The organism is Rhodococcus wratislaviensis, from assembly GCF_900455735.1.
Lineage (GTDB): Bacteria > Actinomycetota > Actinomycetes > Mycobacteriales > Mycobacteriaceae > Rhodococcus_F > Rhodococcus_F wratislaviensis.
In genome coordinates this window covers 36,500-59,686 of record NZ_UAUI01000012.1, presented here as the reverse complement: position 1 = coordinate 59,686, position 23,187 = coordinate 36,500, and the positions used below count along the sequence as shown (strand labels likewise).

Annotated in this window: 20 protein-coding genes; 6 read left to right on the top strand and 14 right to left on the bottom strand. The window is 68.2% G+C overall.

What is annotated here, in order from left to right; all coding sequences use genetic code 11:
* Window positions 1–68 precede the first annotated feature (68 nt).
* Window positions 69–1,262: a PQQ-dependent sugar dehydrogenase gene (locus tag DTA22_RS18415; protein WP_112300498.1), complete on the top strand. Its 1,194-nt coding sequence runs from the start codon at window positions 69–71 to the stop codon at window positions 1,260–1,262.
* A gap of 24 nt (window positions 1,263–1,286) precedes the next feature.
* Entirely contained in the window at window positions 1,287–1,772 is a 486-nt protein-coding gene (locus DTA22_RS18410; protein ID WP_112300496.1) for a hypothetical protein, read from the top strand.
* A gap of 75 nt (window positions 1,773–1,847) precedes the next feature.
* Here DTA22_RS18410 and DTA22_RS18405 read toward each other — a convergent pair whose 3' ends face one another.
* A complete protein-coding gene (locus DTA22_RS18405; RefSeq protein WP_112300494.1) occupies window positions 1,848–3,248 on the bottom strand; it encodes a flavin monoamine oxidase family protein in 1,401 nt (466 codons plus the stop codon).
* Window positions 3,249–3,377: 129 nt separating this feature from the next.
* Here DTA22_RS18405 and DTA22_RS36310 point away from each other — a divergent pair, with 129 nt between their 5' ends.
* The 3 genes from DTA22_RS36310 to DTA22_RS18395 are packed head-to-tail and all read left to right on the top strand — an operon-like array spanning window position 3,378 to window position 6,999.
* Complete coding sequence (locus DTA22_RS36310; protein WP_037243896.1) at window positions 3,378–3,539, top strand: hypothetical protein; 162 nt, start codon at window positions 3,378–3,380, stop codon at window positions 3,537–3,539.
* Window positions 3,539–5,029, top strand: a complete 1,491-nt coding sequence (locus DTA22_RS18400) for a cytosine permease (RefSeq protein ID WP_112300492.1) — start codon at window positions 3,539–3,541, stop codon at window positions 5,027–5,029. The genes DTA22_RS36310 and DTA22_RS18400 overlap by 1 nt, the downstream gene beginning before the upstream one ends.
* 5 nt (window positions 5,030–5,034) lie before the next feature.
* Window positions 5,035–6,999 (top strand): oxidoreductase, encoded by a 1,965-nt coding sequence (locus DTA22_RS18395; protein ID WP_112300491.1) that lies wholly within the window; start codon window positions 5,035–5,037, stop codon window positions 6,997–6,999.
* A gap of 3 nt (window positions 7,000–7,002) precedes the next feature.
* Here DTA22_RS18395 and DTA22_RS18390 read toward each other — a convergent pair whose 3' ends face one another.
* The 6 genes from DTA22_RS18390 to DTA22_RS18365 all read right to left on the bottom strand — a co-directional run bounded on the left by DTA22_RS18390 (window position 7,003) and on the right by DTA22_RS18365 (window position 15,015).
* Window positions 7,003–7,638: a TetR/AcrR family transcriptional regulator gene (locus DTA22_RS18390; protein WP_037243902.1), complete on the bottom strand. Its 636-nt coding sequence runs from the start codon at window positions 7,636–7,638 to the stop codon at window positions 7,003–7,005.
* Between the two features lie 77 nt (window positions 7,639–7,715).
* Entirely contained in the window at window positions 7,716–9,317 is a 1,602-nt protein-coding gene (locus DTA22_RS18385) for a thiamine pyrophosphate-binding protein (RefSeq protein WP_112300489.1), read from the bottom strand.
* A 101-nt stretch (window positions 9,318–9,418) separates the two neighbouring features.
* Entirely contained in the window at window positions 9,419–10,579 is a 1,161-nt protein-coding gene (locus DTA22_RS18380; RefSeq protein ID WP_112300487.1) for an acyl-CoA dehydrogenase family protein, read from the bottom strand.
* A 76-nt stretch (window positions 10,580–10,655) separates the two neighbouring features.
* Window positions 10,656–12,089 carry an aldehyde dehydrogenase family protein gene (locus tag DTA22_RS18375; RefSeq protein ID WP_112300485.1) on the bottom strand — a complete coding sequence of 478 codons (1,434 nt, stop codon included), beginning with the start codon at window positions 12,087–12,089 and terminating at the stop codon, window positions 10,656–10,658.
* The gene (locus DTA22_RS18370; protein ID WP_112300483.1) at window positions 12,086–12,916 is read right to left on the bottom strand and encodes an SDR family oxidoreductase; all 831 of its coding nucleotides are present in this window, start codon (window positions 12,914–12,916) and stop codon (window positions 12,086–12,088) included. The genes DTA22_RS18375 and DTA22_RS18370 overlap by 4 nt, the downstream gene beginning before the upstream one ends.
* A gap of 35 nt (window positions 12,917–12,951) precedes the next feature.
* Window positions 12,952–15,015, bottom strand: coding sequence for an acetate--CoA ligase family protein (locus tag DTA22_RS18365; protein WP_112300481.1), 2,064 nt, complete (start codon window positions 15,013–15,015; stop codon window positions 12,952–12,954).
* Between the two features lie 242 nt (window positions 15,016–15,257).
* On the opposite strand from DTA22_RS18365, the gene DTA22_RS18360 reads away from it, so the two are divergent.
* The gene (locus DTA22_RS18360; protein ID WP_112300479.1) at window positions 15,258–16,748 is read left to right on the top strand and encodes an APC family permease; all 1,491 of its coding nucleotides are present in this window, start codon (window positions 15,258–15,260) and stop codon (window positions 16,746–16,748) included.
* A 36-nt stretch (window positions 16,749–16,784) separates the two neighbouring features.
* On the opposite strand, the gene DTA22_RS18355 is transcribed toward DTA22_RS18360, so the two are convergent.
* The 7 genes from DTA22_RS18355 to glmU form a co-directional block, all read right to left on the bottom strand.
* Complete coding sequence (locus DTA22_RS18355; protein WP_112300477.1) at window positions 16,785–17,405, bottom strand: TetR/AcrR family transcriptional regulator; 621 nt, start codon at window positions 17,403–17,405, stop codon at window positions 16,785–16,787.
* Window positions 17,402–18,622, bottom strand: coding sequence for a cytochrome P450 (locus DTA22_RS18350; RefSeq protein ID WP_174233824.1), 1,221 nt, complete (start codon window positions 18,620–18,622; stop codon window positions 17,402–17,404). Before DTA22_RS18350 ends, DTA22_RS18355 begins: the two co-directional genes overlap by 4 nt.
* Before the next feature lie 54 nt (window positions 18,623–18,676).
* Window positions 18,677–19,063 (bottom strand): hypothetical protein, encoded by a 387-nt coding sequence (locus DTA22_RS18345; RefSeq protein ID WP_112300473.1) that lies wholly within the window; start codon window positions 19,061–19,063, stop codon window positions 18,677–18,679.
* 43 nt (window positions 19,064–19,106) lie between these two features.
* A complete protein-coding gene (locus DTA22_RS18340) occupies window positions 19,107–19,781 on the bottom strand; it encodes a hypothetical protein (RefSeq protein ID WP_174233823.1) in 675 nt (224 codons plus the stop codon).
* Between the two features lie 153 nt (window positions 19,782–19,934).
* Window positions 19,935–20,570, bottom strand: a complete 636-nt coding sequence (locus DTA22_RS18335; protein ID WP_112300471.1) for a DUF2461 domain-containing protein — start codon at window positions 20,568–20,570, stop codon at window positions 19,935–19,937.
* Window positions 20,571–20,640: 70 nt separating this feature from the next.
* Window positions 20,641–21,621 carry a ribose-phosphate diphosphokinase gene (locus tag DTA22_RS18330; protein ID WP_005238800.1) on the bottom strand — a complete coding sequence of 327 codons (981 nt, stop codon included), beginning with the start codon at window positions 21,619–21,621 and terminating at the stop codon, window positions 20,641–20,643.
* Entirely contained in the window at window positions 21,618–23,120 is a 1,503-nt protein-coding gene (glmU, locus tag DTA22_RS18325) for a bifunctional UDP-N-acetylglucosamine diphosphorylase/glucosamine-1-phosphate N-acetyltransferase GlmU (protein WP_112300469.1), read from the bottom strand. Before glmU ends, DTA22_RS18330 begins: the two co-directional genes overlap by 4 nt.
* Window positions 23,121–23,187 lie beyond the last annotated feature (67 nt).

Sequence of the window (23,187 nt, the reverse complement as noted above, 5' to 3'; positions counted from 1 at the left end):
AAGATCAACTTCGGGCACGATCGCGCTTATAGTGACCGTTCAGTGCGCAATCGACCCGAGGAGAACTTGTGCGTCATTCGAAGCTCGCTGTCCTCGCTCTCGCCACCACCGCCGCGATCGGCCTCCCTGCCGCACAGGTCTCCGCTCAGCCGCTGCCCCTCCCGTTCGATACGGGAAGCCTCGGCTCGGGTAGTGACGGCCCGGGAATACCCACGGAGGACACACTTCCGGCGCTGACGGTCACTCCGGTCCTCGACGGGCTCGACCATCCGTGGGATGCGGTGCAGGCTCCGGACGGCGCGGTCCTCACCGGCCAGCGGTCGGGCGGGTTCTTCGTCCGGCGTGCGGATGGAAGCACCGGGCCGGTCACCGCCGATCTCTCGGACCTGTACGCGCAGTCCGAAACCGGATTGATGGGTATCGCACTCGCGAGCAACTTTGCGCAGACACGCACCGTGTACACGTGCCAGGGATTCCAGGGCGGCGGTATCACCGACATCCGGATCCAGTCGTGGACCGTCGATGCCGGCTGGACGACGCTGACCCGCGGTGCCGCAATCCTGACCGGTATCCCCGTCAACGAGGGACGTCACGGCGGTTGCCGGATACTGACGGCCGCCGACGGCACCCTGTTCGTCGGCACCGGCGACACCGCGCAGCCGACCGTGTCACAGGATCCGAACTCGCTGGGCGGCAAGACTCTCCACATCAACACCGACGGCACGCCCGCCGCCGGAAATCCGGACCCGGCGAGTCCCGTTTACACACTGGGTCACCGGAACGCGCAGGGCCTCGCGCAACAGCCCGGAACGGGTCGCATCTACGCAGTGGATCAGGGAACGACACGGGACGACGAGGTGAACCTCCTGGTCGCGGGAGGCAACTACGGGTACAAGCCCGATCGGATCCCCGGCATCTACGACGAATCCGTGCCGATGACGGATCCCTCGCGCGTGCCCGGAGCCCTTGCTGCGGCGTGGAGTTCGGGCAGCACCACCCTGGCGACCGGAAGCGCCGCCTTCGTGACCGGCTCCGGATGGGGGCCGTGGGACGGCGCACTCGTCATGGGCGGCCTCAAGACGAAGCAATTGGTCTTCCTCCGTCTGGCCGCGGACGGGCAGTCGGCAACGGCGCAGACGTTCGGCCTGCAGAATCAGTACGGCCGCCTCCGGTCGGTCACCCCGACCGCCGACGGTTCGTTGCTCGTCACCACGGACAACGGTTCCGCCGATCAGGTTCTCCGCGTCACCCCGCAAGCCTGAGTCTGCATTGGAGAGAGGACAAGCATGGCAACGAGGAACAGACGTCTCGGCACGATCGTCGGCACCTGCGCCGCAGCGGTTGCGCTCACCTCCGCGTCGGCCGGCGTCGCTTCCGCCGTACCGGATCCGGTGTCGGTGACCACGACGGCATTCCAGCTCCCGTTCACCGGGGTCATCGGCGACCCGTTCCCCTTCGCCACTGTCTCACTCGCCGCATCCACCGGCGCGAGTCCGGGACCGGGCGTCGCGCGGCTGTCCGCCACCAGCATGTGCCCGGCGTTCACCCCGGGAGCGAATTGCACGACGTACACCTCCGCCACCGTGGTGCGGTGGCTCAATCTCAGCACGGGAGCGGCCGGAACGGTGACCGTTCCGTCGGGCAGTTTCGGAGTGCCCGGGAAGGATCCGGTGGTCGACGTGCCCACGGGATCGGGGCACGTGACGGCGACCGTCCTCGGCGAATCCTCGGCCACGATCGTTCCGGGCCTGGGGTACTTCTTCGTCCCCTGAGCAGTTCTCCCCGGCCACTCCTTCCCCGACGAACGGGACGCTCGTTGCGTCAGATCGAACGAGCGTCCCGTTGGTTCAGCGGGACAGTTGCTTCCGGATCTCCTCGGCCGCACGCGATCCGGAGGAGATCGCTCCGTCGATGTAGCCGTTCCAGATGCTCGCGGTCTCCGAGCCCGCCCAGTGGATGCGGTCCGCGGGAGCACGCCAGCCGTCGTGTCCGTGCGCGAACCACGTTCCGGGGGTGGGGCTCGCCGCGTACCCTCCTCGGGCCCACGGGTCCTGCGGCCAGATCTTCTCGGTGTAGTCGACCGGTGACGCGGCGCGGTCGCCGAAGAGCTCGACGAGAGTGTCGATGATCGCTGCCCGGCGGTCGTCGTCGGAGAGCGCCGACCAGGACCGCTGGCGGTCACCGTAGACGAAGCACACGAGCATACCGTGTCCGGCATCTTCGGGGGAGTTGTCGAACACGACTCCGACGGCGCGGGTGCCGTAGATGGTCGCCTGGCCGGACAGTCCGTCGGCGCGCCAGAACGGGGTGTCGAAGACGGCGTGCACCTTCGCCACGTCGCCCATCGGGCTGCGTTCGACCCATCGTGTGCGCGAGACCGGCAGCGGGGGAGCGAACGTGACCCGCTGGGTGGCCGACGGCGGCAGCGCCATGACGACGGTGTCGGCGAGAATCGTTCCCCGGCTGGTCTCGATCCGAACACCGTCGGTGGTGCGCTCGATGTGGCGCACAGCCGTATTCAGATGGACCCGGTCGCCGAGATGATGTGCGACGGCCAGCGCGGTGGACTGTGCGCCGTCCCGGAATCGGCGCTCCTGCGCGCAGCCCTCGGTTTCCATCAGCTGATCGAATCCGCCGGCGGATGCGACGTAGAACAGCAGATGGAACAGCGACAGATCGCGCGGCTCGATCGACCACACCCCCTCGACGGCGAGCGCGAGTCGCCGACGGGCGTCTTCGTTCGCGACGGTCCGCTCGAAGTAGGAGTGGACGGTTTCGCTGTCCCACTTCTCGATGTCCGGGGTGGCCGTGGGGTCGTCGAGGTCGATGGCCCTCGCGAGTTCGTCGATGCGATCGGCGGCAGCCAGGTATTCGGCCATGCCGGGGCCGTCGTCGGGACCGGCGCCGGTGTAGCGCCGCTGCACACCGTCGGGCCAGAGTTCGATGTGCTCGCCTGTGTTGTACGTCGGGAAGGTGGGGCAGTCGAAGCGCTCGGCGAGGGCGAGCAGATGCTTCTGGGTGGGGCCGACCCATTGTCCGCCGTGGTCGACGACGACACCGTGGCTTCTCCGTTCGGAGCACACCCTTCCGCCGACTCGTTCGGATCCCTCGAGGATCACGGTGTCGATGCCGTCGTCGTGCAGCGAGAGTGCGGCGGACAGGCCTGCGTACCCCGCGCCGACCACAACGGTCCGAACGCGGGCCGGTAGGGCAGTCGGGTGATCCTTCGTGTTCGTCATGCCCAGCATCCTGTTCTTGATTGGCTCGCCAGTCAATACTCAATTCTGGTTTCCTGCGCGAGGATTCGAGGGTTGACACGATGTGACGCGTGCCACAGACTGTTGATAACTGGCCCGCCAATCAGAAATGGGGATCGCATGGACGACGCATTCGAACAGGAACTCGAGAGGCGATTGCTCCTATTGGAATCCCCCGGCGGAGGCGGGATGATCCTGCCCGACCTTCCGTGGCGGGACGTCGCGGCGGCGATCGCCGGGATCGTCGCCACGATCTCCGTCATGCTGTGGTGGGGGTACTGATGCCGGACGGGCAGCGGCAGGACAGCGCCACGGCAATGGGAAGTGCGGGCGGAACCGGCGACGACGGCACGGACGCCACGCTGAACGAACTGCCACTGATGCCGGCGGAGCGGATCTGGGGTTTCTGGGACTACTCGGCGGTCAACATCGGCCTGGCCGTGGCCACCTGGGCTTTTCTGCAGGGCGCGGCCGTCGCGTACTACGTCGGCGCGGTACAGGCGATCGCGAGCATCGTCATCGGCTACGCGATCAGCGTCTTCCTCGTCTCGCTCGCGCCGTGCCTGCCGTCGGCGAAGTACGGCATCGAGCAGTTCGTCGGACTGCGAAGCGTGTTCGGCAGCAACGGCGCCCGAATCGTGATGGTCGTGATGTCCACGCTCTTCGCGGCGGCGTGGTCGGCAGTTCTGGCCATCATGTTCGGGCACGGCCTGGTCAACGTCATCGACAACGTCTTCGGGGTCGAGATCTCCCAGACCGGTGCGGCAGTGAGCCTGCTGGGGTTGGTGGCGGTGGCCCTGTCCTGGCTCGTCCTCGCCCGGGGGCCGGTCTCGGTCGAGTCGGTGTGCCGGGTGATCGCACCCGTCCTCGTCCTCATCATCGTCGGGATTCTCGTCATGGTGTTCACCAAGCGATCCTGGTCCGAATTGGCCAGTCTGCCACCGCTCGACCCGGAGAGCGATCCGCACACCAGTTTCATGGTCGCGATCGAACTGAACATCGCCGGCGGGTTCGCGTGGTGGCCGAATATCGGAAACCTCGCCCGGCTCACCCGTGATCCGCGTGCGGCGTTCTGGCCGAACTGGCTCGGACTCTTCGCCGCGTCCGTGGCTGCGGCCGTCGTCGGTGTGTTCGCAGCGCTGGCGCTGAACCTCGAGGATCCCACCGAGTGGATGATCCCGCTCGCGGGAGTCGTGCTGGGAGTCCTGGCCCTGATCGTCATCGGTTTCGCCAACGTCACCGCCATCCTCTCCCAGGGATACGCCTCCATGGTGGCGCTCAAAGGCGGTGGCGGGAAGCTACTCCGCGGAACGCCCTGGCCGGTGCTGGTGGCATTCATCCTCGGACCCGCGGCGATCCTCGTCTTCTTCCCCTCGGCCGTCTACGACAACTACGGTCGATTCCTGTCCTGGGGTGCGATCCTCGTGGCACCGCTGTGCGCCGTGCAGATAGTCGACTTCTTCCTGCTGCGTAGAGGTGTTCTGCGGATCCGCGACCTGTACCTGCCCAGTGCACGCTCCTGCTACGGGTACTGGGGCGGTGTCAACGCCTTCGCGTTCGCCTCCGTGGCGGCCGGCGCGGCGACGTACGCACTCCTGCTCAATCCGGTCACCTACATTCCATCCTCGATCTTTCCGTACACCACCGCCTCGATTCCGGCGTTCCTCGTCGCCGGCACGCTCCATGCCGTGTTGACCAAGATGTTCGTGCAGCCGCTCGGACTCGGCGGCTACGACCGCCTGCCGCGGGTCGCAGCCGGTGTCGAAAGGTGAAAGATATGACGTCACAGCTCTTTCCCCACCTGTTCTCCCCGCTTCGCATCGGGAACGTGACGCTCGCGAACCGTGTCGTGTCCTCCGGGCACGACACCGTGCTCGTGCAGCAGGGGAACGTGACCGACGAACTGGTCGCCTACCACGAAGCCCGCGCCGCCGGTGGTGTCGGCATGATCGTGGTCCAGGTCGCCGGTGTTCACGAGACCGCCCGCTACACGTCCCACGTGCTGATGGCGACGGACGACGACTGTATCCCGGGCTACCGGCGCATCGCCGACGCCTGTCACCGCCACGACTGCGTCGTCGTCGGGCAGATCTTCCATCCCGGCCGGGAGATCCTGGAGTCGCAGGACGGGTCCACTCCGGTCGCGCTGGCACCGTCCGCGGTGCCGAGCGAACGCTTCCACGTGATGCCGAGAGCGATGACGGCGGGCGAGATCGACGCGGTCGTGCAGGGGTACGGCGACGCTGCACGTCGACTGCAGCGCGCCGGACTCGACGGCGTCGAGATCGTCGCGAGCCACGGCTATCTACCCGCGCAGTTCCTCAATCCGCGCACCAACCTCCGCGTGGACCGGTACGGCGGGTCGGCGGAGAATCGCCTGCGGTTCCTGCGTGCGGCGCTCGCATCCGTCCGTGCGGCGGTCGGCCGCGACTTCGTGGTCGGGATGAGGATTTCCGGCGACGAGATGGGCAGCGACGGACTGCGGCCGGACGAATCACAGGCGGTGTGCGCGTCGCTGGACGCGGACGGACTGTTCGATTACGTCAGTGTGTGCGCCGGGAGTTCGTCGAGTCTGTCGGGCGCGGTACACATCGCCGCCCCGATGACCGAGTCCGCCGCCTACACTGCCCCGCTGGCGGCGGCCGTCAAATCCGTGGTCCGGGTTCCGGTGATCGTGGCGGGCCGGATCAATCAGCCCCACGAGGGCGACGCGGTGATCGCGCAGGGGCAGGCCGACGCGTGCGCGATGACCCGCGCCCTCATCTGCGACCCCGCGATGCCGGCGAAAGCCGAACGCAACGACGTCGATTCGATTCGCGCGTGCATCGGCTGCAATCAGGCGTGCATGGGGCATTTTCAGCGAGGGTGCGCGATCTCGTGCATCCAGTATCCGGAGACCGGTCGAGAACTGCGCTTCGGGGCTCTGCGGATCACGCGCCGGCCGAAGAGCGTCATGGTGATCGGCGGCGGACTGGGTGGGCTGAAAGCGGCCGCGGTGGCCGCGGAACGTGGGCACCGGGTGACCCTGTACGAGGCGGCGTCCCGGGTGGGAGGCCAGGTGCTGCTGGCCGAACTGCTCCCGGGCAGGAGCGAGTTCGGTGGCGCCGTCACCAACCTGGAGGGTGAGGCGCGCCGGGCCGGCGTGCGGTTCGTGACCGGGACGACGGTCGATCCCGGACTGGTCAGGTCGGAGCAACCGGACGAGCTGATCGTCGCGACCGGCGCGCGGCCGTTCCGGCCAGAGATCGAGACCCTCGACGAGCCGCACGTGGTGGAGGCGTGGGACGTGATCCGCGGGCGCACACTCCCCGCAGGCAGGGTCCTCGTCGCCGATTGGCGCGGCGATTGGATCGGGCTGGGTGTCGCGAACCACCTCGCCCGGCTGGGCCACCGCGTCACGCTCGCGGTCACCGGATACGCTGCGGGCGAACACCTCCAGCAGTACGTGCGGAACGCGATGGTGGCCGCGGCGGTGGAGGCGAAGGTCGAGATCCTTCCCAACGTCCGGCTGCGCGGTGCGGACGACGACACGGCCTATCTGCAGCACACGCTCACCGAGCGGCCGGTGCTGGTCGACGGTGTCAGTGCAGTGGTACTCGCCCAGGGACATGCGTCGGTCACCGACCTGCTGGAGGTCGACGGGTTTCCGCGGGAGCGGATCCATGCCGTCGGCGACTGCCTGTTGCCGCGCACCGTGGAAGAAGCTGTGCTGGAAGGGCTCACCGTCGCATCGGCGCTCTGACGGCTACTTCGCGGTGCGTTTGGCGGCGGTCGACGCGACCCGGTGCTTGTCGACGGTGATGGCGTCGATGAAGTCGTCGCACACGGCCCGCATCCGCGTCGGAGTCATCAGGGTGGAGCCGGTGAGCACCTGGATCGCGAGGCCGTCGAGAAGACCGAGGAGCATGTCGGTGGCGGCCCCGGGATCCTTCACCCGCAGAGCCCCCTGTTCGACGCCTGCCTCGACGGTCTCCCGGACCACCCCGCGCCACTCTCCGTACACCGTGTCGTTGAGCTCCTGGAGTTCGACGTTGCCGAGTGCGGAGGCCCACAGCTCCACCCACACCCGCCAGGCCGTGATCGTCTCCGGTCCGGCGGGCAGGTACGACTCCACGAGCCGGTGGAGCCGCACGAGCGGAACGTCGCTCTTCTCCATGATCCATCGCCGTCGTTCCAGCGAGTGCTCGAAGTTGAACTGGAACGCCGCATGCAGCAGCGCATCTTTGGAGTCGAAGTAGTAGTGGATCGTCCCGTTGCTCACCCCGGCCCGCGCCGCGACGTCGGCGATCCGGACGGCGCGGAAGCCGAGTTCGGCGATGGCTTCACACGTCGCTTGAAGGATCTGTTCTCGACGTTCCGCTTCAACGCTGGGGCGTGGCATCGCGCTCTCAACTCCTTGGATGTGACGTTTCGTCTACAGAGACCGTAGTCGAGAGTTCGGCCGAACCAGCGTAGCCGTCACACCTGCTGCGTTGCCCTGCTGTTCTCGCGGATGTGCAGGAGAGTCGGGCGGTCCGCGTCGAACGCCGCCGTGATCGCGTCCGTCAACTCCCCGGTGGACTCGACGGTCCGTCCGTGACAACCCATCGCCCGCGCCACGGCGGGGAAGTCGATGCCGCCGAGCGCGACCGAGTGGACGGTGTCGCCGCGGTCCGCCATCTCGTTGCGGATCTCACCGTAGCCGCCGTTGTCGACGACGACGATCGGCAGCGGCAGTCGGAGTTGCGCGGCCGTCGCGAGCTCGGGAAGCGTGAACATCACCCCGCCGTCGCCGAGAATCGCCAGGACCCGGGCGCCCGGGTCGGCCACGGACGCGCCGATCGCCGCGGGCAGACCGTATCCCAGCGTTCCCTGTCCCGTCGGGTACAGGAATCCGCCGGGGCGGTGCACGGTGAGGTTCGACAGTGCACCGTAATAGCAGGCCATCGTGCTGTCCCCGGCGATCACCGTGGATTCGTCGACGGCCGGTGCGATGGCGGCCATCATGTCCAGCCACGGAGCGCCTTCGGCGGCGGCATCGGCATGCAGCCCCTGTCGGAGCGACGCAGCCCGCTCGTGGGCGCCGGAATCCTCGCGCATCTTCGTGACGTCGAGCAGTTGCAACACCGTGGTCCCGGCATCACCCAGCAGGCGGATGGCGGGATCGGCGTTCGTGGTCATCGACGTGGGGTCGACATCAATGCGAATCAGCTTGTCATCCAGTTCGACCGGGCCGTACCAGAAATCGGAGGGTGCAAATTCCGTGCCGATCGCGAGAACGCAATCGGCGGTCTCGAGCACCGCGCGGACCGATGGATGGTGAACGCCGGCTCCCACCGACAGCGGGTGGTCCTCGTCGAGGACTCCCTTCCCGTTGGTCGTCGTGATGACGGGCGCGGACAGACGTTCGGCGAGGGCACGAACCTGCGGGGCCGCCGAGCGGGCCCCGCCGCCCACGACCAGCACGGGAGACTGCGAGGCGGCGAGACGCTGCGCCGCGTCGGTCACCGCGTGCGGGGGAGCGGCGAGCGGAGCGGACTCGACCGGCGCGACGATCCGCACGTCCGCTTCCGCGTCGAGGATGTCGACCGGGATCTCGATGTGCACCGGTCGCGGTCTGCCCGAGCGCATGGCGGCGAAGGCGTAGGCGATCGCGCGGGGGATCTCGGCGACGCTGGTCACCCGGTGGCTGTAGGACACGATCGCCTCGAGCGCGGCCTGCTGATTCTTCACCTCGTGGAGGTAGCCGTTTCCCCTCCCCGGATGGGTGAGCGGCAGAGCCGGTGAGATGAAGAGAACCGGAACCGAATCCGACCACGCCTGCGCCGCTGCGGCAGCGGCATTGAGGATGGCGGGGCCGGTGGTGGTCAGGCACACGCCGGGTTTGCCCGTCACGCGGGCATATCCGTCGGCGGCGTAACCGGCCCCCTGCTCGTGCCGGGTCAGGACGGAGCGGATCGGCGAGTCGGCCAACGCGGCGTAGACGGCGAGGTTGTGGGTGCCCGGAATTCCGAAGACCGTGTCGACTCCGTGTGCGGCGAGAGCCGCGACGAGTGCCCGGCCGCCGTTCTGGCTTGTCATCGATGCCCTCCCATGGGCTGTGCAGTGTTCGTGTGCGGATGGTGCGCGGGTACCGGACGGGTGCGGGGCGAAGGCGTGTCTCCGCCCCGCACCCGTAGGAGTCAGTCCAGGTTCCGGGAAATGACGAGCTTCATGATGTCGGACGTGCCTTCCTCGATCTCCTCCAGTTTCACGTCGCGCATCCACTGCTCGACGGGGTACTCGCGGGAATAGCCCCAACCGCCGAGCGTCTGCACCGCGGCGTGCGTGACGAACATGGCGGTCTCGGACGCCGTCAGTTTCGCCATGGCGGCGATGCCCCGGGCGTTGCCGCCGCTGTCGATGATGCGGGCGGCGTGATGGACCAGCAGCCGGGCGGATTCGATCCGCGTCGCCATGTCTGCCAGCCGGAAGGCGACGGCCTGATGCTCGATGATCGGCACCCCGAACTGCTTCCGTGTCTTGGCGTAGTCGAGGGCGTACTCGTAGGCGGCGCGGGCGGCGCCGACGGCGGCCGCGCCGAGCACGACCCGCGAGATGTCGAATGTGCCCATCAGACCGTAGAAGCCCTGTCCTTCCTCGCCGAGACGATTCTCCTCGGGGACGAACACGTTGTCGAAGAAGATCTCCCGGCACACGATGGCGCGCTGGCCCATCTTCTTCATCGGCTCACCGAACGTCATTCCCTCGGCGCCCTTCTCGAGGAGGAACGCGGAGACGCCGCCGGACCGCTGGGTGCGGTCGGTTTTCGCGAACACGACGTAGAACCGGGCGGCGCCGGCGTTGGAGATCCACGCCTTCTGCCCGCCCAGCCGGTAGCCGCCGTCGACGCGCTCGGCCGTGGTGACGATCGACGCCGCATCCGAGCCGGATCCCGGCTCGGTGGTGGCCAGCGAGGTCATCGGGGCGTTCGGTCCGGTGAGGGGGCCGAGCCACTGCTTCTTCTGCTCCTCGGTGCCGAGGACCATGATCGGATCGGAGAAGAAGCCGTTGGAGCACAGGAGGTTTCCGATGCCGGGGTCACCCCAGCACAATTCCTCCTGCACCAGGCACTGGGTGAAGACATCACTCATGCCGCCTCCGCCGAACTCCTCGGGGATCATGAAATCGGTGATGCCCACCGCGGCGGCCTTGGCGAAGATGTCGACGGGCGTCACGACATCCGCCTCGTCGACCTCCCGGCCGCGCGGCCGGATCTCCTTCTGCGCGAAGTCCCGGCACAGCTCGATGATCTGCTTCTGCTCGTCGGTCAGGGGCCAGGCGGGGATGTTGGTGGTGGTCATGTCGCGGTTCCTTCGCTTCGAATATGGTTGTGTCGGTGCGGGACTGTGGACTCTGGGGTGTGTGGGGTACGACGGGTCAGCGCTGCACCGCCGTCAGCTCGGTGAACTCCTCGACGCCGAACCGGCCGAGCTCCCGGCCCAGGCCGGAGGACTTCCAGCCTCCGAACGGGGCCTCGGGGTTGAACGGGGCGCCGTTGATGTCGACCTGGCCGGTGTCCATCCGGGCCGCGACGCTCAGGGCCCGTTCCGGGTCGGCCGACCACACGGCGCCGCCGAGCCCGTAGTCGCTGTCGTTGGCGAGCCGGATCGCGTCCTCGTCGCCGTCGTGCGGGAGGACGACCAGCACCGGCCCGAAGATCTCGTCGCGCACGATCGGGTCGTGCGGTCCGACGTCGGCGAGCACGGTCGGTCGCAGGTAGTGGCCCGTCTCGAGGCCTGCAGGGACGCCGGACCCTCCCGCCGCCAGACGGGCCCCGCCGGCGACCGCCGCGTCGACCGCCTCCGCGATCGATCGTCGCTGCGCAGCCGAGATCACCGGGCCGAGCTGCGTCGAGCGGTCCCGGGGATCGCCCACCAACAAAGTGTCGGCGTGGTCGGCGGCGAGTTCGACCGCCTCCTCGTAGCGTGCGCGCGGCACGAGGAGGCGAGTCCACGCACTGCACGTCTGACCCGAGTTGACCATGGCGGCATCGACGGTTGCGGTGACCGCTGCCGACAGCGGGGCATCACCCAGCACCACGGAGGCCGACTTGCCGCCGAGTTCGAGGCACGCGCGTGTGAGGGATTCGGCGGCGGCGTGTGCGACGCCCCTGCCGACGGCGGTGGAGCCGGTGAAGGACACCACGTCGACCCCGGGATGTGCGGCCAGTGCGGCCCCCACCGTGCGACCGCTGCCCGGAACCAGGTTCAGGACCCCCGCCGGAACGCCGGCATCGAGTGCGGCGTCGGCGAACAGGTAGGTGGACAGCGGGGTGAGCTCGGCCGGTTTGACGACGGTGGTGCATCCCGCCGCGAGGGCTGCTCCCACCTTGGCCGCGAGCTGGTAGAAGGGGTAGTTCCACGGCGTGATGCACGCGACGACACCCGCCGGGCGGCGCAGCAGCAGCGTCCGGCCCAGCCGTTCCCGGAAGAGAAGGTCCCTGGCCAGCCGCGCATACGATGCGAGGATCTCGATACCGAGGTCGATGTGCGCTTCCTCGGCCACGGTCACCGGGGCTCCCACTTCCGCGACGGTGGTGTCCACGAGGAGTTGCCTCCGCGCGCGCAGTTGGGTGCACAGATCGTCGAGAATTTCCGCGCGATCCTCGGGAAGGCTCGCACCCCAGGCTGTTCCGGCGGAGCGTGCCGCCGCGACGGCGGCGTCGACGTGGGCGGCACCGGCCGACCCGGACCGGCCGATCACGGACTCGGTGGCCGGGTCGTGCACCTCCGTGCACTCGGTGACGGGAATCCAGTCCCCGCCGACGAGGATCGAGTCGCGTTCCCAGGCAGTGTGAATCGTGGTGGTCATCGGGCCGCCGCTCGCGAATCCGTGTACACGGACTTGCCGAGCCACTGACCGCCGTCGGTGACGAGGACCTCTCCGGTGACGTAGCCGGAGCGGTCGCTGAGCAGGAAGGCCGCCGATTCGGCAACCTCGTCCGGCGTCGTGAAGCGAGCGGCCGGGACGCTCGACAGCACTCGGGCGCGGTCCTGTTCGGTGGGCCACAGTGCTGCCCCGGCACCTTCGGTTTCGGTCGGTCCCGGTGCGATGCAGTTGATCCGGACGCCGCGGCCACCCCACTCCACGGCCAGGGTGCGCGTCATCGCGACGACACCCGCCTTCGCCGCCGCACTGTGGACGGTGCCGGGATGACCGTGCCACGCGTAGCTGGCGATGGTGTTGAGGATGGTGCCGCGACCGGTCGCCAGCATGTGGCGGCCTGCAGCGCGGGTGCAGTAGAACGTGCCGTTCAGGACGATGTCCACCACAGCCTTCCACCCGCCCGGCGAGAGGTCCTCGCTGGGAACCACGAAGTTGCCTGCGGCGTTGTTGACGAGGGCGTCGAGGCGGCCGTAGCGATCGACCACCCCGTCGATCGCCGCGTCCACGGCGTCGGAATCCCGCACGTCGCACACCACGGCCTCGGCTTTGCCGCCGACGCGCTCGGCCGCCCGGACGGTGTCCTCGAGCGCGTGCTGCCTGCGGCCGAAGACGACGACGGTGCCGCCCGCGGCCGCCCACCGCATCGCGACGGCGCGTCCGATGCCGGAGCCGCCACCCGTGACGACGGCGACGCGGTCGCGGAATTCGTCGGCGGTGTTCGGGACGAGGCCGGGGGAGTGGGTCTCGGTCATCGCATGGTTCTCCTGTGCTGTCTCGGGATGTGGACTCACGGGGCGGGTGTCGGTTCGGCGGCCACGACGAGCGCGTCGACGGTGAGCGCTCCGTCCGGGGCGACGCGGACCGGATTCAACTCGATCTCGGCGATGTCGGGCCGTTCCGCGATCAACCGGGACACCCGCGTGACCACGTCGACCAGGCCGTCGACGGACACCGCGGGGCGTCCCCGCCATCCGCGGAGAAGCGGCATGCACCGAAGGTTTTCGAGCATCGCGAGGGCGTCCTCGGGTCCGACGGGGGCCGATTCGAGACGGATGTCCTGGAGCACTTCGGTTTCGGTGCCGCCTGCGCCCACCACGATCACCGGACCGAGGTCGGGATCACGGCGTGCGCCGACCAGGATCTCCACGGTGCCCGCCCGGGTGTCCTGCTCCTCGAGCACGTAGTCACCGTCGCCGAGCCGGGCATGCATGTCCTGGAAGGTGCGCGCCAGTTGTTGGGGACCGTCGATGCCGACCGCGACCCCGCCCGCCTCGCTCTTGTGCTCGAGCCAGCTCGCCTTGAGGACGAACGGGGCCCGCAGACGGCCGGCCAGTGCGACCGCCTCCTCGTGGGTGCGTACGACCCCGCCGTCGGGGAAGGTGACACCGAGTTCGGTGAGAAGTTCACGCGCGGCCCAGTAGCCGGACCGGAGCATGTCCTGCGGAACAGGCTCGGAGAGAGGGTGATTCGACGGCTGCGGCGGTCGCAGGCGGGACAGCCCGGACAAGGCGCGGACCGCGGAATCGACCGTGTCGAACACGGGGACGCCGTGCCGCCGCAATGCCTGCGCGGTGCTCGATTCCGGAGCCATGGTGTGGACGACGACGGGCTTGCCCGTCGCCGCGGATGCCCGGCCGATCCGTTCGGCCACGGCCGCTTCGCGTTCGGCGAGACTGGGAGCGTCCCGCGCGTAGCAGCCGAAGTACCCGGTCAGCACCACGGCGTCCGACTCGTCGGCACGGAGAAGGTGTTCGACGACGCTCGCGTAACTTCCCAGATCCTGCTCGCCGGCGCCGGCGAGGTCTACCGGGTTGTTGCTGGCCGCGCCCGTCGGTAGTTGCAGTGCAATGGATTCGGCGAGCCCGGGTGAGAAGTCGGGAACGGTCAATGCGCTCGCACTCGTCACGTCCGCGGCGATCGCGCACTGCCCGCCACTGTCGCCGACGATGGCGACGCGGTTGCCGGCGGGAACGGTGGTGGAGAGGAATGCCCGGGCGACGGTGATCAACTCGTCGGGGGTGCTCACGCGGAGTACGCCTGCCGCGCGGCACGCGGCGTCGACGACGTCCATGGCAGAGGTGAGGGAGCCGGTGTGGGAACGCGCCAGGCGGGTGCTCGCGGCGCTGGCGCCGACCGTCAGCAGCAGGGTCGGTCGTCCGGTGTCGCGCAGGGCGCACAACGTCCGGAACAGGGATTCACCGTCGCTGAAGCTTTCGAGGTACAGGGCGATCACGCGCGTCGGGTCGTGGCTGCCGAGATCGGAGAGCAGTTCGGCGGCGGTGACGTCGGACTGGTTACCGATGGAGACGAACCGGGAGACGCCCACGCCGTACCGGGCGCCGAGCGCGGCGAGTTCGGAGCCGAGTTGGCCGCTCTGCGAGATGACGGCGAGCGGCCCGGGTGTGAACCGTCCCCACGCCAGGGAGAGGTCGGTGGCGCTGTCGTAGATGCCGAGACTGTTGGTGCCGACGAGTCGTGCTCCGGCACTGCGGATCCGGGCCGCGAGTTCGGCTTCGCCGGGAACTCCTGCGGTGACGCCGAGGAAACCGCGGACGCCGAGTGCGAGGGCCTCGTCCACCATGTCCGAGACGAACGGCGCCGGCACGCAGAGGGCCACGAGGTCGGGGACCTCGGGGAGGGCGGACAGGTTCGGATGGCATGGGTGTTCGAGGAGGGTGTCGGTTCTCCTGTTGACCAGATGGACTCGGCGGCGGTGCTCGCCGGTCAGGGCGCCGCTCGCCAGCCAATAGCCCCACTTCGCGGGATCGGCGGAGGCGCCGACGACGGCTACCGAGGCAGGGTCGGAGAACACGCTCAGTTGTGTGACGGACTCGGCCACCACAGTGGTCATAGGGGACTCTCCTCGATCTCGCGTTGCTGTCGATCGGAAAATAGATAACTGGCGCATCAGTCAATTTAGATTGTGGCGGCACTCACAGTGGCTGTCAACCCACCTCTCTCCGTCGCGGCGGGGTGCCGTCCGGGGGGTGGCGCGCTCTTGACATCGAGTGTGATCGCCCTCACGATGATTCATAACTGGCCCACCAGCCAACTATTCGACACCCTCTGTCCTGTCATCCGCGAGGAGCGTTCATGAAGACTGTGCATGATGGATCGACCACGGGGGACACGATGATGTCCTCGGCGGGAATCACCGACGCCGAGGCCGGTCAGCTGCCGCGCGGAATCCTCCCGACGTGGGCAGTGTTCGGCGTGTCGCTCGGCATTCTGGCGCCCGCGTCCACGCTGGCCCTCGCGATCGGTGTCGTCGTCACGATTGCCGGCAACCTCAGCTGGATCACCTGGGCCGTGACCTCGGTACTGGTCCTCGGGTTCGCCGGCGGCATCGGCTGGCTCGCCAAACGCTTCACCACCACCGGAGGAACGTACGGACTCGCGGCCCGCGCGGCAGGGAAGCCCGCCGGATTCTTCGTCATGGTCACCCACCTCGCGTCGTCACTCGTCGCGGGACCCGCGTGCGTGATCGGCTCGGCGATCTACCTCGACGCCTTCCTGCAGAAGGCGGGTCTGCCCGCGAGCACGTGGACACTCGGCATCTGCGCCGGGGCCGTCGCGGTCGCGGTGACCGCCCTGAACCTTCGTGAGGTGAAGCTGTCCGCGAAGCTGCTGCTGGTGATCGAATTCTTCACGGTGGCAGTAATCGTCGTGCTCCTGATCGTGGTCCTCGCGAATTCGGACATCGGTCCGATCGACAGCAGGCAGTTCGACTTCCACGGGTTCAGTGCCACAGCGATTCTCGCGACCGCAGGATTCTCCGTGTTCTCCCTCGCCGGATTCGACCACGCCGCCACCCTGGGCCGCGAGGCGCGTCATCCCAAGCGGGCCATCAGCTTCGCCGTCGTCGGATCGGTCCTGGCCTGCGGGGTGCTCTACATCGTCGCCACCTACATCATCGTGCTCGGCTTCCGCGGGTTGCCGATCGAGAACATGAACGCACCCCTCGACACCCTGGCGGAGCACAACGGCGTCGGGTGGCTCGGCTATCTGATCGACATCGGTGTCGCCATCAGCTTCTTCGGGTCGACTCTCGGCGTCATGGCAGGCACCAGCCGGACCGTGTACACCCTGGCCCGCGACGGTCTGCTGCCCGCTCGCCTCGGCAAGGTCAGCGCCCGCCACGGAACCCCCGCCGGTGCGGTGACGACCCTCGGCGCCATCTATCTGGTGGCGGGGCTCCTCGGCGTGGTCGTGACCGCGGCGGAGACGTCGTACGGCCTGCTCGGGACGTACGCCGGCTACATGCTGATCGCCGCCTACGGACTCACCGCGCTGGCGGCCGGCTACTGCGCGGTCCGGTCGCGGTCGCTGCGCCTGGGCATCGGACTCGCGACCGTCCTCGCCGCGATCGGGTCCGTGCTGGTGTACTGGTACAGCTTCAACCCGTTCCCGTCCGGAGCACGAGGTGTGGTCGCGTGGATCTTCTTCGCGACCGTGCTCGGCTACATCGCCCTGTACTGCTACCTGCGGCTCCGCAAGCAACTCGTCTTCGCACGGATCGGTGAATCCGACCGGAGGACGACCCTCGAGGTCGATGCGGACGAGCAGGCGGGCGCGGTGCGCTGACGGTCCCGCACCCGGACGAACGGGACGCTCGTTGCGTCAGATCGAACGAGCGTCCCGTTCGTCCGGCGATGGCAGGAGTCGGGCGCGTCCGGAGTCGTGCTCGGCGATCGCCGGTGCGACGAACTGCTCGAGCATCGTGCGTTCGTCGGTGTCGTCGACTCCCGGCACGGTGAGCAGGGAGACGATGATGCGAACGAGCCACCGTGCCTTCCGGGACGTCTCCTCTCCGGAGAACCCCGCCTGCCCCAGGAAGGCGGTGCCCAGCGACTCGATGACGTCCGACGAGTGTGCGATCTGCGCGGCGAGGCCGGAGTCGCCGAGCTGGAACCAGGCGGCCAGAGTCGGGTCGGCGCGCACCAGCCGGATCGCGGCCAGCATCGCCTCCACGATCACGTCCTTCGGGTCGCCGGCCGCGGACACCTCCTCCGCGACCAGCGCGCCGATGCGCCGGGCCTCGCGGTGGACGAACGCCAACTGCAACGACTGCCTGCTGTCGAAGTAGCGGTACAGCGTGGCGCGAGAGCATCCGGCCGCCCGGGCGACCTCGGCCATACCGACGGCGGCGATGCCGTTCTCGACGTACAGCTGGGCCGCGACGTCGAGGATGCGCTCGGCGGCGAGGCGGGGGCGTTCGTCCCTCATCCAGTCGGCGGTCATGCTTCACGCATCCGGAACGGGACGCTCGTCGGGCGGCGCACGTAATTGCCGTCCGCGTAGACGACGGCGTCGATGTCGACGGTGAAGTCGGGGCAGCGGGCCAGCAGTTCCTCGAGCGCGATCCGCGCCTGCATCCGTGCCGCGGCCGCACCCAGGCAGTGGTGGGCCCCGTGGCTGAACGTGAGGATCTGCTTCGGACTGCGACGCACGTCCAGGACCTCGGAATCCGGCCCGAACCGGCGCGGGTCGCGGTTCGCGGAGCCGTACAGCAGGAGCACCTTCCGTCCCTCGGGAACGACGGTGCCGTCGATCTCGACGTCGCGGGTCACCGTTCGGGCGAGGCCCTGGACGGGGGCCGTGAGCCGCAGCAACTCCTCGACGGCGTCGCCGACGAGCTCCGGATGTTCGATCAGATCACGACGCTGATCCCGGTGTTCGGTGAGCAACTGGACTGCGCCGCCGAGCATCCCGGTGGTGGTGTCGTTGCCGCCGGTGACCATCGTGAACGCGAAACCGAGGATGGCGAGCAGCCCGGTGACGTCGCCGTCGGCTCCCATCCCTCCGGCGACGAGGTGCGAGATCGTGTCGTCTCCGGGGTCGGTGCGCCGCCGCTCGATCAGTCCGGCGAAGTAGCCCATCAGATCGGTGACCGCACCCGTCGCCTGCAGCGTGTCGCCCTGCGCATTGGCCGCGACGATGGCCTCGGTCCATCCGTCGAACTGCGCTCGGTCCTCATCGGGGACTCCGAGGTAGTGGGCGACGACCATGCTCGGCAACGGCTTGAACAGGTCTTTCACCACATCGCCCTCACCGGCCTCGCGCAGTCGTTCGATGCGCTCCACCACGAACGCCCGGACGTCCGGCTCGACGGCGGTGACCTGCCGTGGGGTGAATCCCTTCGACACGAGACGGCGGAACGCGGTGTGGTCGGGCGGGTCGAGCATCACCAGCGGCGGATTGTCCTGCAGGCCGATCTTCTCGAGCTCGCCGTACGTCGTCGTGAGGCCGGCCGCGGAGGAGAACGTCTCGGCGTCGCGGGCCGCCGCGTAGACGTCGGCGTGCCGGGACAACACCCAGTAGTCGTTCTCGGGTGCGCCCTCGGGGACGACGTGATGGACGGGGTCGTGGTCGCGCAGGCCGGCGTACATCTGCCACGGAGCACGCCACGATTGTCCGGACCTCGGCACGAACGAGACGCTCGACACATATGCGGTCATGTATCGATGGTGAGACACATATCCCATTGTGTCAATGGTGGGGCTACGACCTCTCTAGCCGAACAGGGCGAACGCCACGACAGCGAGGATCAGGACGAGTACCGGTGTGAGGATGAGCAGCAACCCGAGCAGTCCGGGATTCTTCACCGGCCGATGGTCGATGGCGCCCTTGCTGAAACTGCTGAACGGCGACGCGTAGTACACCGGGGGAGCCGGGTGGTACCGGTTGTCGACGGTGATCTGCGCCCTGCCCTGCTCCCAGATCCACGGGACCGAGATCTGGATGTGGTGCACGCCCGGCGGCGCCGGAATCTCGTTGTGGCCCCACCGAAGCGGCACGTGAAACCCGTTGATGCGGGCATTGGGGGTCACCAGCATCGGGCCCATCGGCGGCTTCTTCGCGTCGATGACGAGCGCGGTGGGTGAGGAGACGGGCTGCACGAAGGGCGACAGTATCACCCTGCGGCAGCCCGAAAGTGGTGGCCTACTGGCCGGCCGCGATCCGGGCCTTCTCCAGAGCCGCGAGGGTGCGGAGCACGGTGGCGCGCTGCTTCTCGAGGTCGCTGATCCGGGCACGCGCGGCGAGGCCGGCGGGCTCACCGATCAGGTTCATCTGGGCGTCGATGGCCGAGAGCTGATCGAGCAGGCCCGTGACGCGCGTTTCCAGTGCGGCGACGTCGACGGCGTCGGTGCGCACCGGTGCCACCGGCGGCGTGGCGGACGTGCGGGACGTGCTCGGGCGGGTCGACGCAGACGCCGACGACGTTCCGGAATGAGCGGTGCTGCGCGGCTCCGACACCACGCTGGCCGCCCGGGGACGGAGCGCCTTGCGCACGGCGGCCGGGTCCGGGAGTTCCGCGAGCTTCATCTCGTTGAGTTCGCGGCGCGCATCGCGGGCGTTGACCCGGTGCTCACGCTCTTCGTCGTCGTCCGACTGCAACGTGCCGCCGAGCGGCCGCAGGCCGTACATGCCGAGGAAGCGGCGGGCCTCGTCGATGACCGATTCCTTCTCGCGGCAAGTGCCACAGCGAGGTTCGTTACGGAACATCTCGACGGCGTTGTCGTCTCCGCACCACACGCACGCCCCCGGCGACCAACGCCGGACGTTTCGAATTGCAGCGATATCGATAGGGCCGGAGAGAGTCTGCGCGTCGATCACGACGAGCCACAGTAGGGGAATTCGAGCGTGCGAGTCACATCGCCGTAAGTACGACCTGCGGTTCTGTGGCCAAGCGTGACGAAGATCATGCCGAGGCTCGCAAAGTGCTCCGCAAACGCTGTGTGCCACACGTGTTTTCCCGACCGGTAAGTTTCATTCTCCGGCGCCGATGACGGTGGTCAGCCAGTCGACGAGCGGCCGCATCGAACGCCACGCGGTGCGCACTTCGTCAGCGGCGCGGGGAGTTTCGATCCAGTCGGGGGAGAGGTAGCTCCGGCTGGCGGTGAGAGACTTGTGACGCATCAGGTCGAGTCGCGGGTGGTCCTCGGCGACGCCGCGGGGACGGGTCTTGAGTGTGTCGCCGCCGATCTCGAACCCCGACGATCGAACCTTCTTCACGAGCCGGACGAGTTCGCGGCCCCTCCGGTCGTCGTCGACGGCGTCACGGAAACGCCCGACCTGGACCGGGGTATGCGCGTAGAAGCCGCCGGCGACGAACAGTCCGGCCGCATCGATCTGCACGTAGTAGCCCACACCGGGGCGGGTTTCGACGAATCCGCCCTGATGGGTCTTGTAGGGCGTCTTGTCCTTGGAGAACCGGACGTCGCGGTAGGGGCGAAACACCTTGCCTGCGCCGAATTCCGATTCGAGTTCCGCGAGCAGGGCGGTCATGGGTGCGCGCACGGAGTCGTCGTAGACGGATTTGTGCGCGGTCCAGAAGCTCTTGCTGTTGTCTGCCTCGAGGTCCTCGTAGAAGTCGAGAGCAGCGGTGGGGATCCCGGTGAACACAGGGAAAGGCTACGCCTGTGAGTGGTTGACGAGTCCAGAGACTCGTCAACCACTCACAGGCGCGAAGCGCCTAGGCGTTGCCGTTGAACAGCGACGTGACCGAGCCGTTCTCGAAAACTTCCTTGATGGTGCGAGCCAGCAGCGGGGCGATGGACAGCACCGTGAGGGTCGGGAACTTCTTCGACTCGTCGATCGGAAGCGTGTTGGTGACGATGACTTCCTTGGCACCACACGCGGCGAGACGCTCGGCCGCCGGATCGGACAGGACGCCGTGGGTGGCGGCGATGATCACGTCGCCCGCGCCGGCCTCCTTGAGGATCTTCACGGCGCCGGCGATGGTTCCACCGGTGTCGATCATGTCGTCGATCAGGATGCAGGTGTGGCCTTCGACGTCACCGACGACGCGGTTGGACTTCACCTGGTTGGGCACCAGCGGGTCGCGCGTCTTGTGGATGAACGCCAGCGGCGCGCCACCGAGGGTGTCGGCCCACTTCTCGGCGACCCGGACGCGACCGGAGTCGGGCGAGACGACGGCGATGTTCTCGGTGCCGTAGTTGCCGCGGATGTACTCGGCGAGCTGACCCTGGGCGTGCATGTGGTCGACGGGGCCGTCGAAGAAGCCCTGGATCTGATCGGTGTGGAGGTCGACCGTGATGATGCGGTCGGCGCCTGCCGTCTTGAGGAGGTCGGCGATCAGGCGAGCCGAGATGGGCTCACGGCCGCGGTGCTTCTTGTCCTGGCGTGCGTACGGGTAGAACGGCAGGATCGCGGTGATGCGCTTGGCCGATCCGCGCTTGAGCGCGTCGATCATGATCAGCTGTTCCATCACCCACGTGTTCAGCGGGGCCGGGTGGCTCTGCAGCACGAAGGCGTCGGAGCCGCGGACCGACTCCTCGAAACGGACGAAGATCTCGCCGTTCGCGAAGTCACGGGCAGTCTGCGGGGTGACCCGCACGTCGAGTTCCTTCGCCACCTGTTCGGCCAGCTCCGGATGCGCGCGACCAGAAAAAAGCATGAGGTTCTTCTGGTTGTCGATCCAATTCGCGGTCACTGCTCTATGCCATCCTTTAAATCTTGCTTCTCGGTTTCGTGCAGATCTGAACTGTGGTGCGGTCCCGCGGCGGCTGCCGCCTCGGCGGCGGCCGTACCGGGCCGATTTCGTTGCACCCAGCCGTCAATATTGCGCTGCTTCCCGCCGGAGACCGCGAGTGCCCCCGGTGGTACGTCGAAACGCAGCACCGTGCCGGCGCCGGTGTAAGCACCGTCACCGACCTGTACCGGAGCGACGAACATGGTGTCCGACCCGGTCCGGACGTGTGACCCCACCACCGTACGGCTCTTGGCGACGCCGTCGTAATTGACGAACACGCTCGACGCACCGATGTTGCTGTGCTCGCCGATCGTGGCGTCGCCCACGTAGGTCAGGTGAGGAACTTTGGAGTGCGCTCCGATGTCGGCGTTCTTCGTCTCGACGAATGCGCCGAGCTTGCCGGACGCACCGAGGACGGTGCCGGGACGCAGGTAGGAGAAGGGGCCGACGGTGGCGCCTGCGCCGATCCTCGATTCCGAGCCGTGGGTGCGCACCACGCTGGCGCCTTCGCCGACCGACACGTCGGTGAGCGTGGTGTCGGGACCGATCACCGCGTCCTCGCCCACGGTGGTGGTGCCGAGCAGTTGCACTCCCGGATGGATGGTGACGTCGCGAGCGAGCGTGACGCCGACGTCGATCCACGTGGTCGACGGGTCGACGACGGTGACTCCGGCCCGCATCCAGTTCTCGACGGTGCGGCGGTTGAGTTCGGCGGCCAGCCTCGACAGCTGGACTCGATCGTTGGCGCCTGCGACCTTCGCCGAGTCGGACAGGTGGGCGGCGAAGACGGGTGCACCGGCCTCGCGGGCGATCTTGACGACGTCGGTCAGGTACAGCTCGCCCTGCGCGTTGTTCGCGTTGAGCTGCCCGAGCGCGGAGCGCAGGAACGCGGCGTCGAACGCGTACACACCTGCGTTGACCTCGGTGATGGCCGCCTGCTCCTCGGTGGCGTCGGCCTCTTCCACGATCTCGGCGATCTCACCGTCGTGGGGTTGGCGCACGATCCGCCCGTAACCCCGGGGCTCGGGAGCGGTGAACGTCAGCATCGTGACCGCTGCGGGGGTGGGTTCGCTGTGGTGCTCGTCGACGAGAGCGTGCAGGGTGTGACCATCGAGCAACGGGACGTCCGCTGCGGTGACCAGCACGGTCCCGCGAAAATCGGCGGGCAGGGCGGACAGGCCGCATTCGACGGCGTGCCCGGTGCCGTTCTGCTCTTCCTGGATGGCGACCGCGATCGGGCGGCCCAGTTCGGTCTCCAGGGCGCTGACGGCGACCCCGACTCGTTCCTTGTCGTGCCCGACGACGGTGACGAGGTGGGCCGGATCGACCTCCGCGGCGGCGTGCAGGGAATGCGCCAGCATCGTGCGCCCGCCCAGGGTGTGCAACACCTTGGGGGTCTTCGACCGCATCCGAGTTCCCGCGCCGGCGGCGAGGACGACCACGGCGGTCTGCACTGGCATGAAGCTCCCTCTGGATCGTTCTGCTCTTGCTGTTCTCGACAGCTCCACCTGCAGGAATTCGCTCCGC

Excerpts from the sequence above, each read along its gene's own strand:
- DTA22_RS18360 (WP_112300479.1), top strand. The coding sequence starts at position 15,258 with ATGAAGACTGTGCATGATGGATCGACCACGGGGGACACGATGATGTCC.
- DTA22_RS18400 (WP_112300492.1), top strand. The coding sequence starts at position 3,539 with ATGCCGGACGGGCAGCGGCAGGACAGCGCCACGGCAATGGGAAGTGCG.
- DTA22_RS18395 (WP_112300491.1), top strand. The coding sequence starts at position 5,035 with ATGACGTCACAGCTCTTTCCCCACCTGTTCTCCCCGCTTCGCATCGGG.
- DTA22_RS36310 (WP_037243896.1), top strand. The coding sequence starts at position 3,378 with ATGGACGACGCATTCGAACAGGAACTCGAGAGGCGATTGCTCCTATTG.
- DTA22_RS18365 (WP_112300481.1), bottom strand. The coding sequence starts at position 15,015 with ATGACCACTGTGGTGGCCGAGTCCGTCACACAACTGAGCGTGTTCTCC.
- DTA22_RS18355 (WP_112300477.1), bottom strand. The coding sequence starts at position 17,405 with ATGACCGCCGACTGGATGAGGGACGAACGCCCCCGCCTCGCCGCCGAG.
- DTA22_RS18350 (WP_174233824.1), bottom strand. The coding sequence starts at position 18,622 with ATGACCGCATATGTGTCGAGCGTCTCGTTCGTGCCGAGGTCCGGACAA.
- DTA22_RS18390 (WP_037243902.1), bottom strand. The coding sequence starts at position 7,638 with ATGCCACGCCCCAGCGTTGAAGCGGAACGTCGAGAACAGATCCTTCAA.
- DTA22_RS18385 (WP_112300489.1), bottom strand. The coding sequence starts at position 9,317 with ATGACAAGCCAGAACGGCGGCCGGGCACTCGTCGCGGCTCTCGCCGCA.
- DTA22_RS18370 (WP_112300483.1), bottom strand. The coding sequence starts at position 12,916 with ATGACCGAGACCCACTCCCCCGGCCTCGTCCCGAACACCGCCGACGAA.
- DTA22_RS18405 (WP_112300494.1), bottom strand. The coding sequence starts at position 3,248 with ATGCTGGGCATGACGAACACGAAGGATCACCCGACTGCCCTACCGGCC.
- DTA22_RS18410 (WP_112300496.1), top strand. The coding sequence starts at position 1,287 with ATGGCAACGAGGAACAGACGTCTCGGCACGATCGTCGGCACCTGCGCC.
- DTA22_RS18375 (WP_112300485.1), bottom strand. The coding sequence starts at position 12,089 with ATGACCACCACGATTCACACTGCCTGGGAACGCGACTCGATCCTCGTC.
- glmU (WP_112300469.1), bottom strand. The coding sequence starts at position 23,120 with ATGCCAGTGCAGACCGCCGTGGTCGTCCTCGCCGCCGGCGCGGGAACT.
- DTA22_RS18380 (WP_112300487.1), bottom strand. The coding sequence starts at position 10,579 with ATGACCACCACCAACATCCCCGCCTGGCCCCTGACCGACGAGCAGAAG.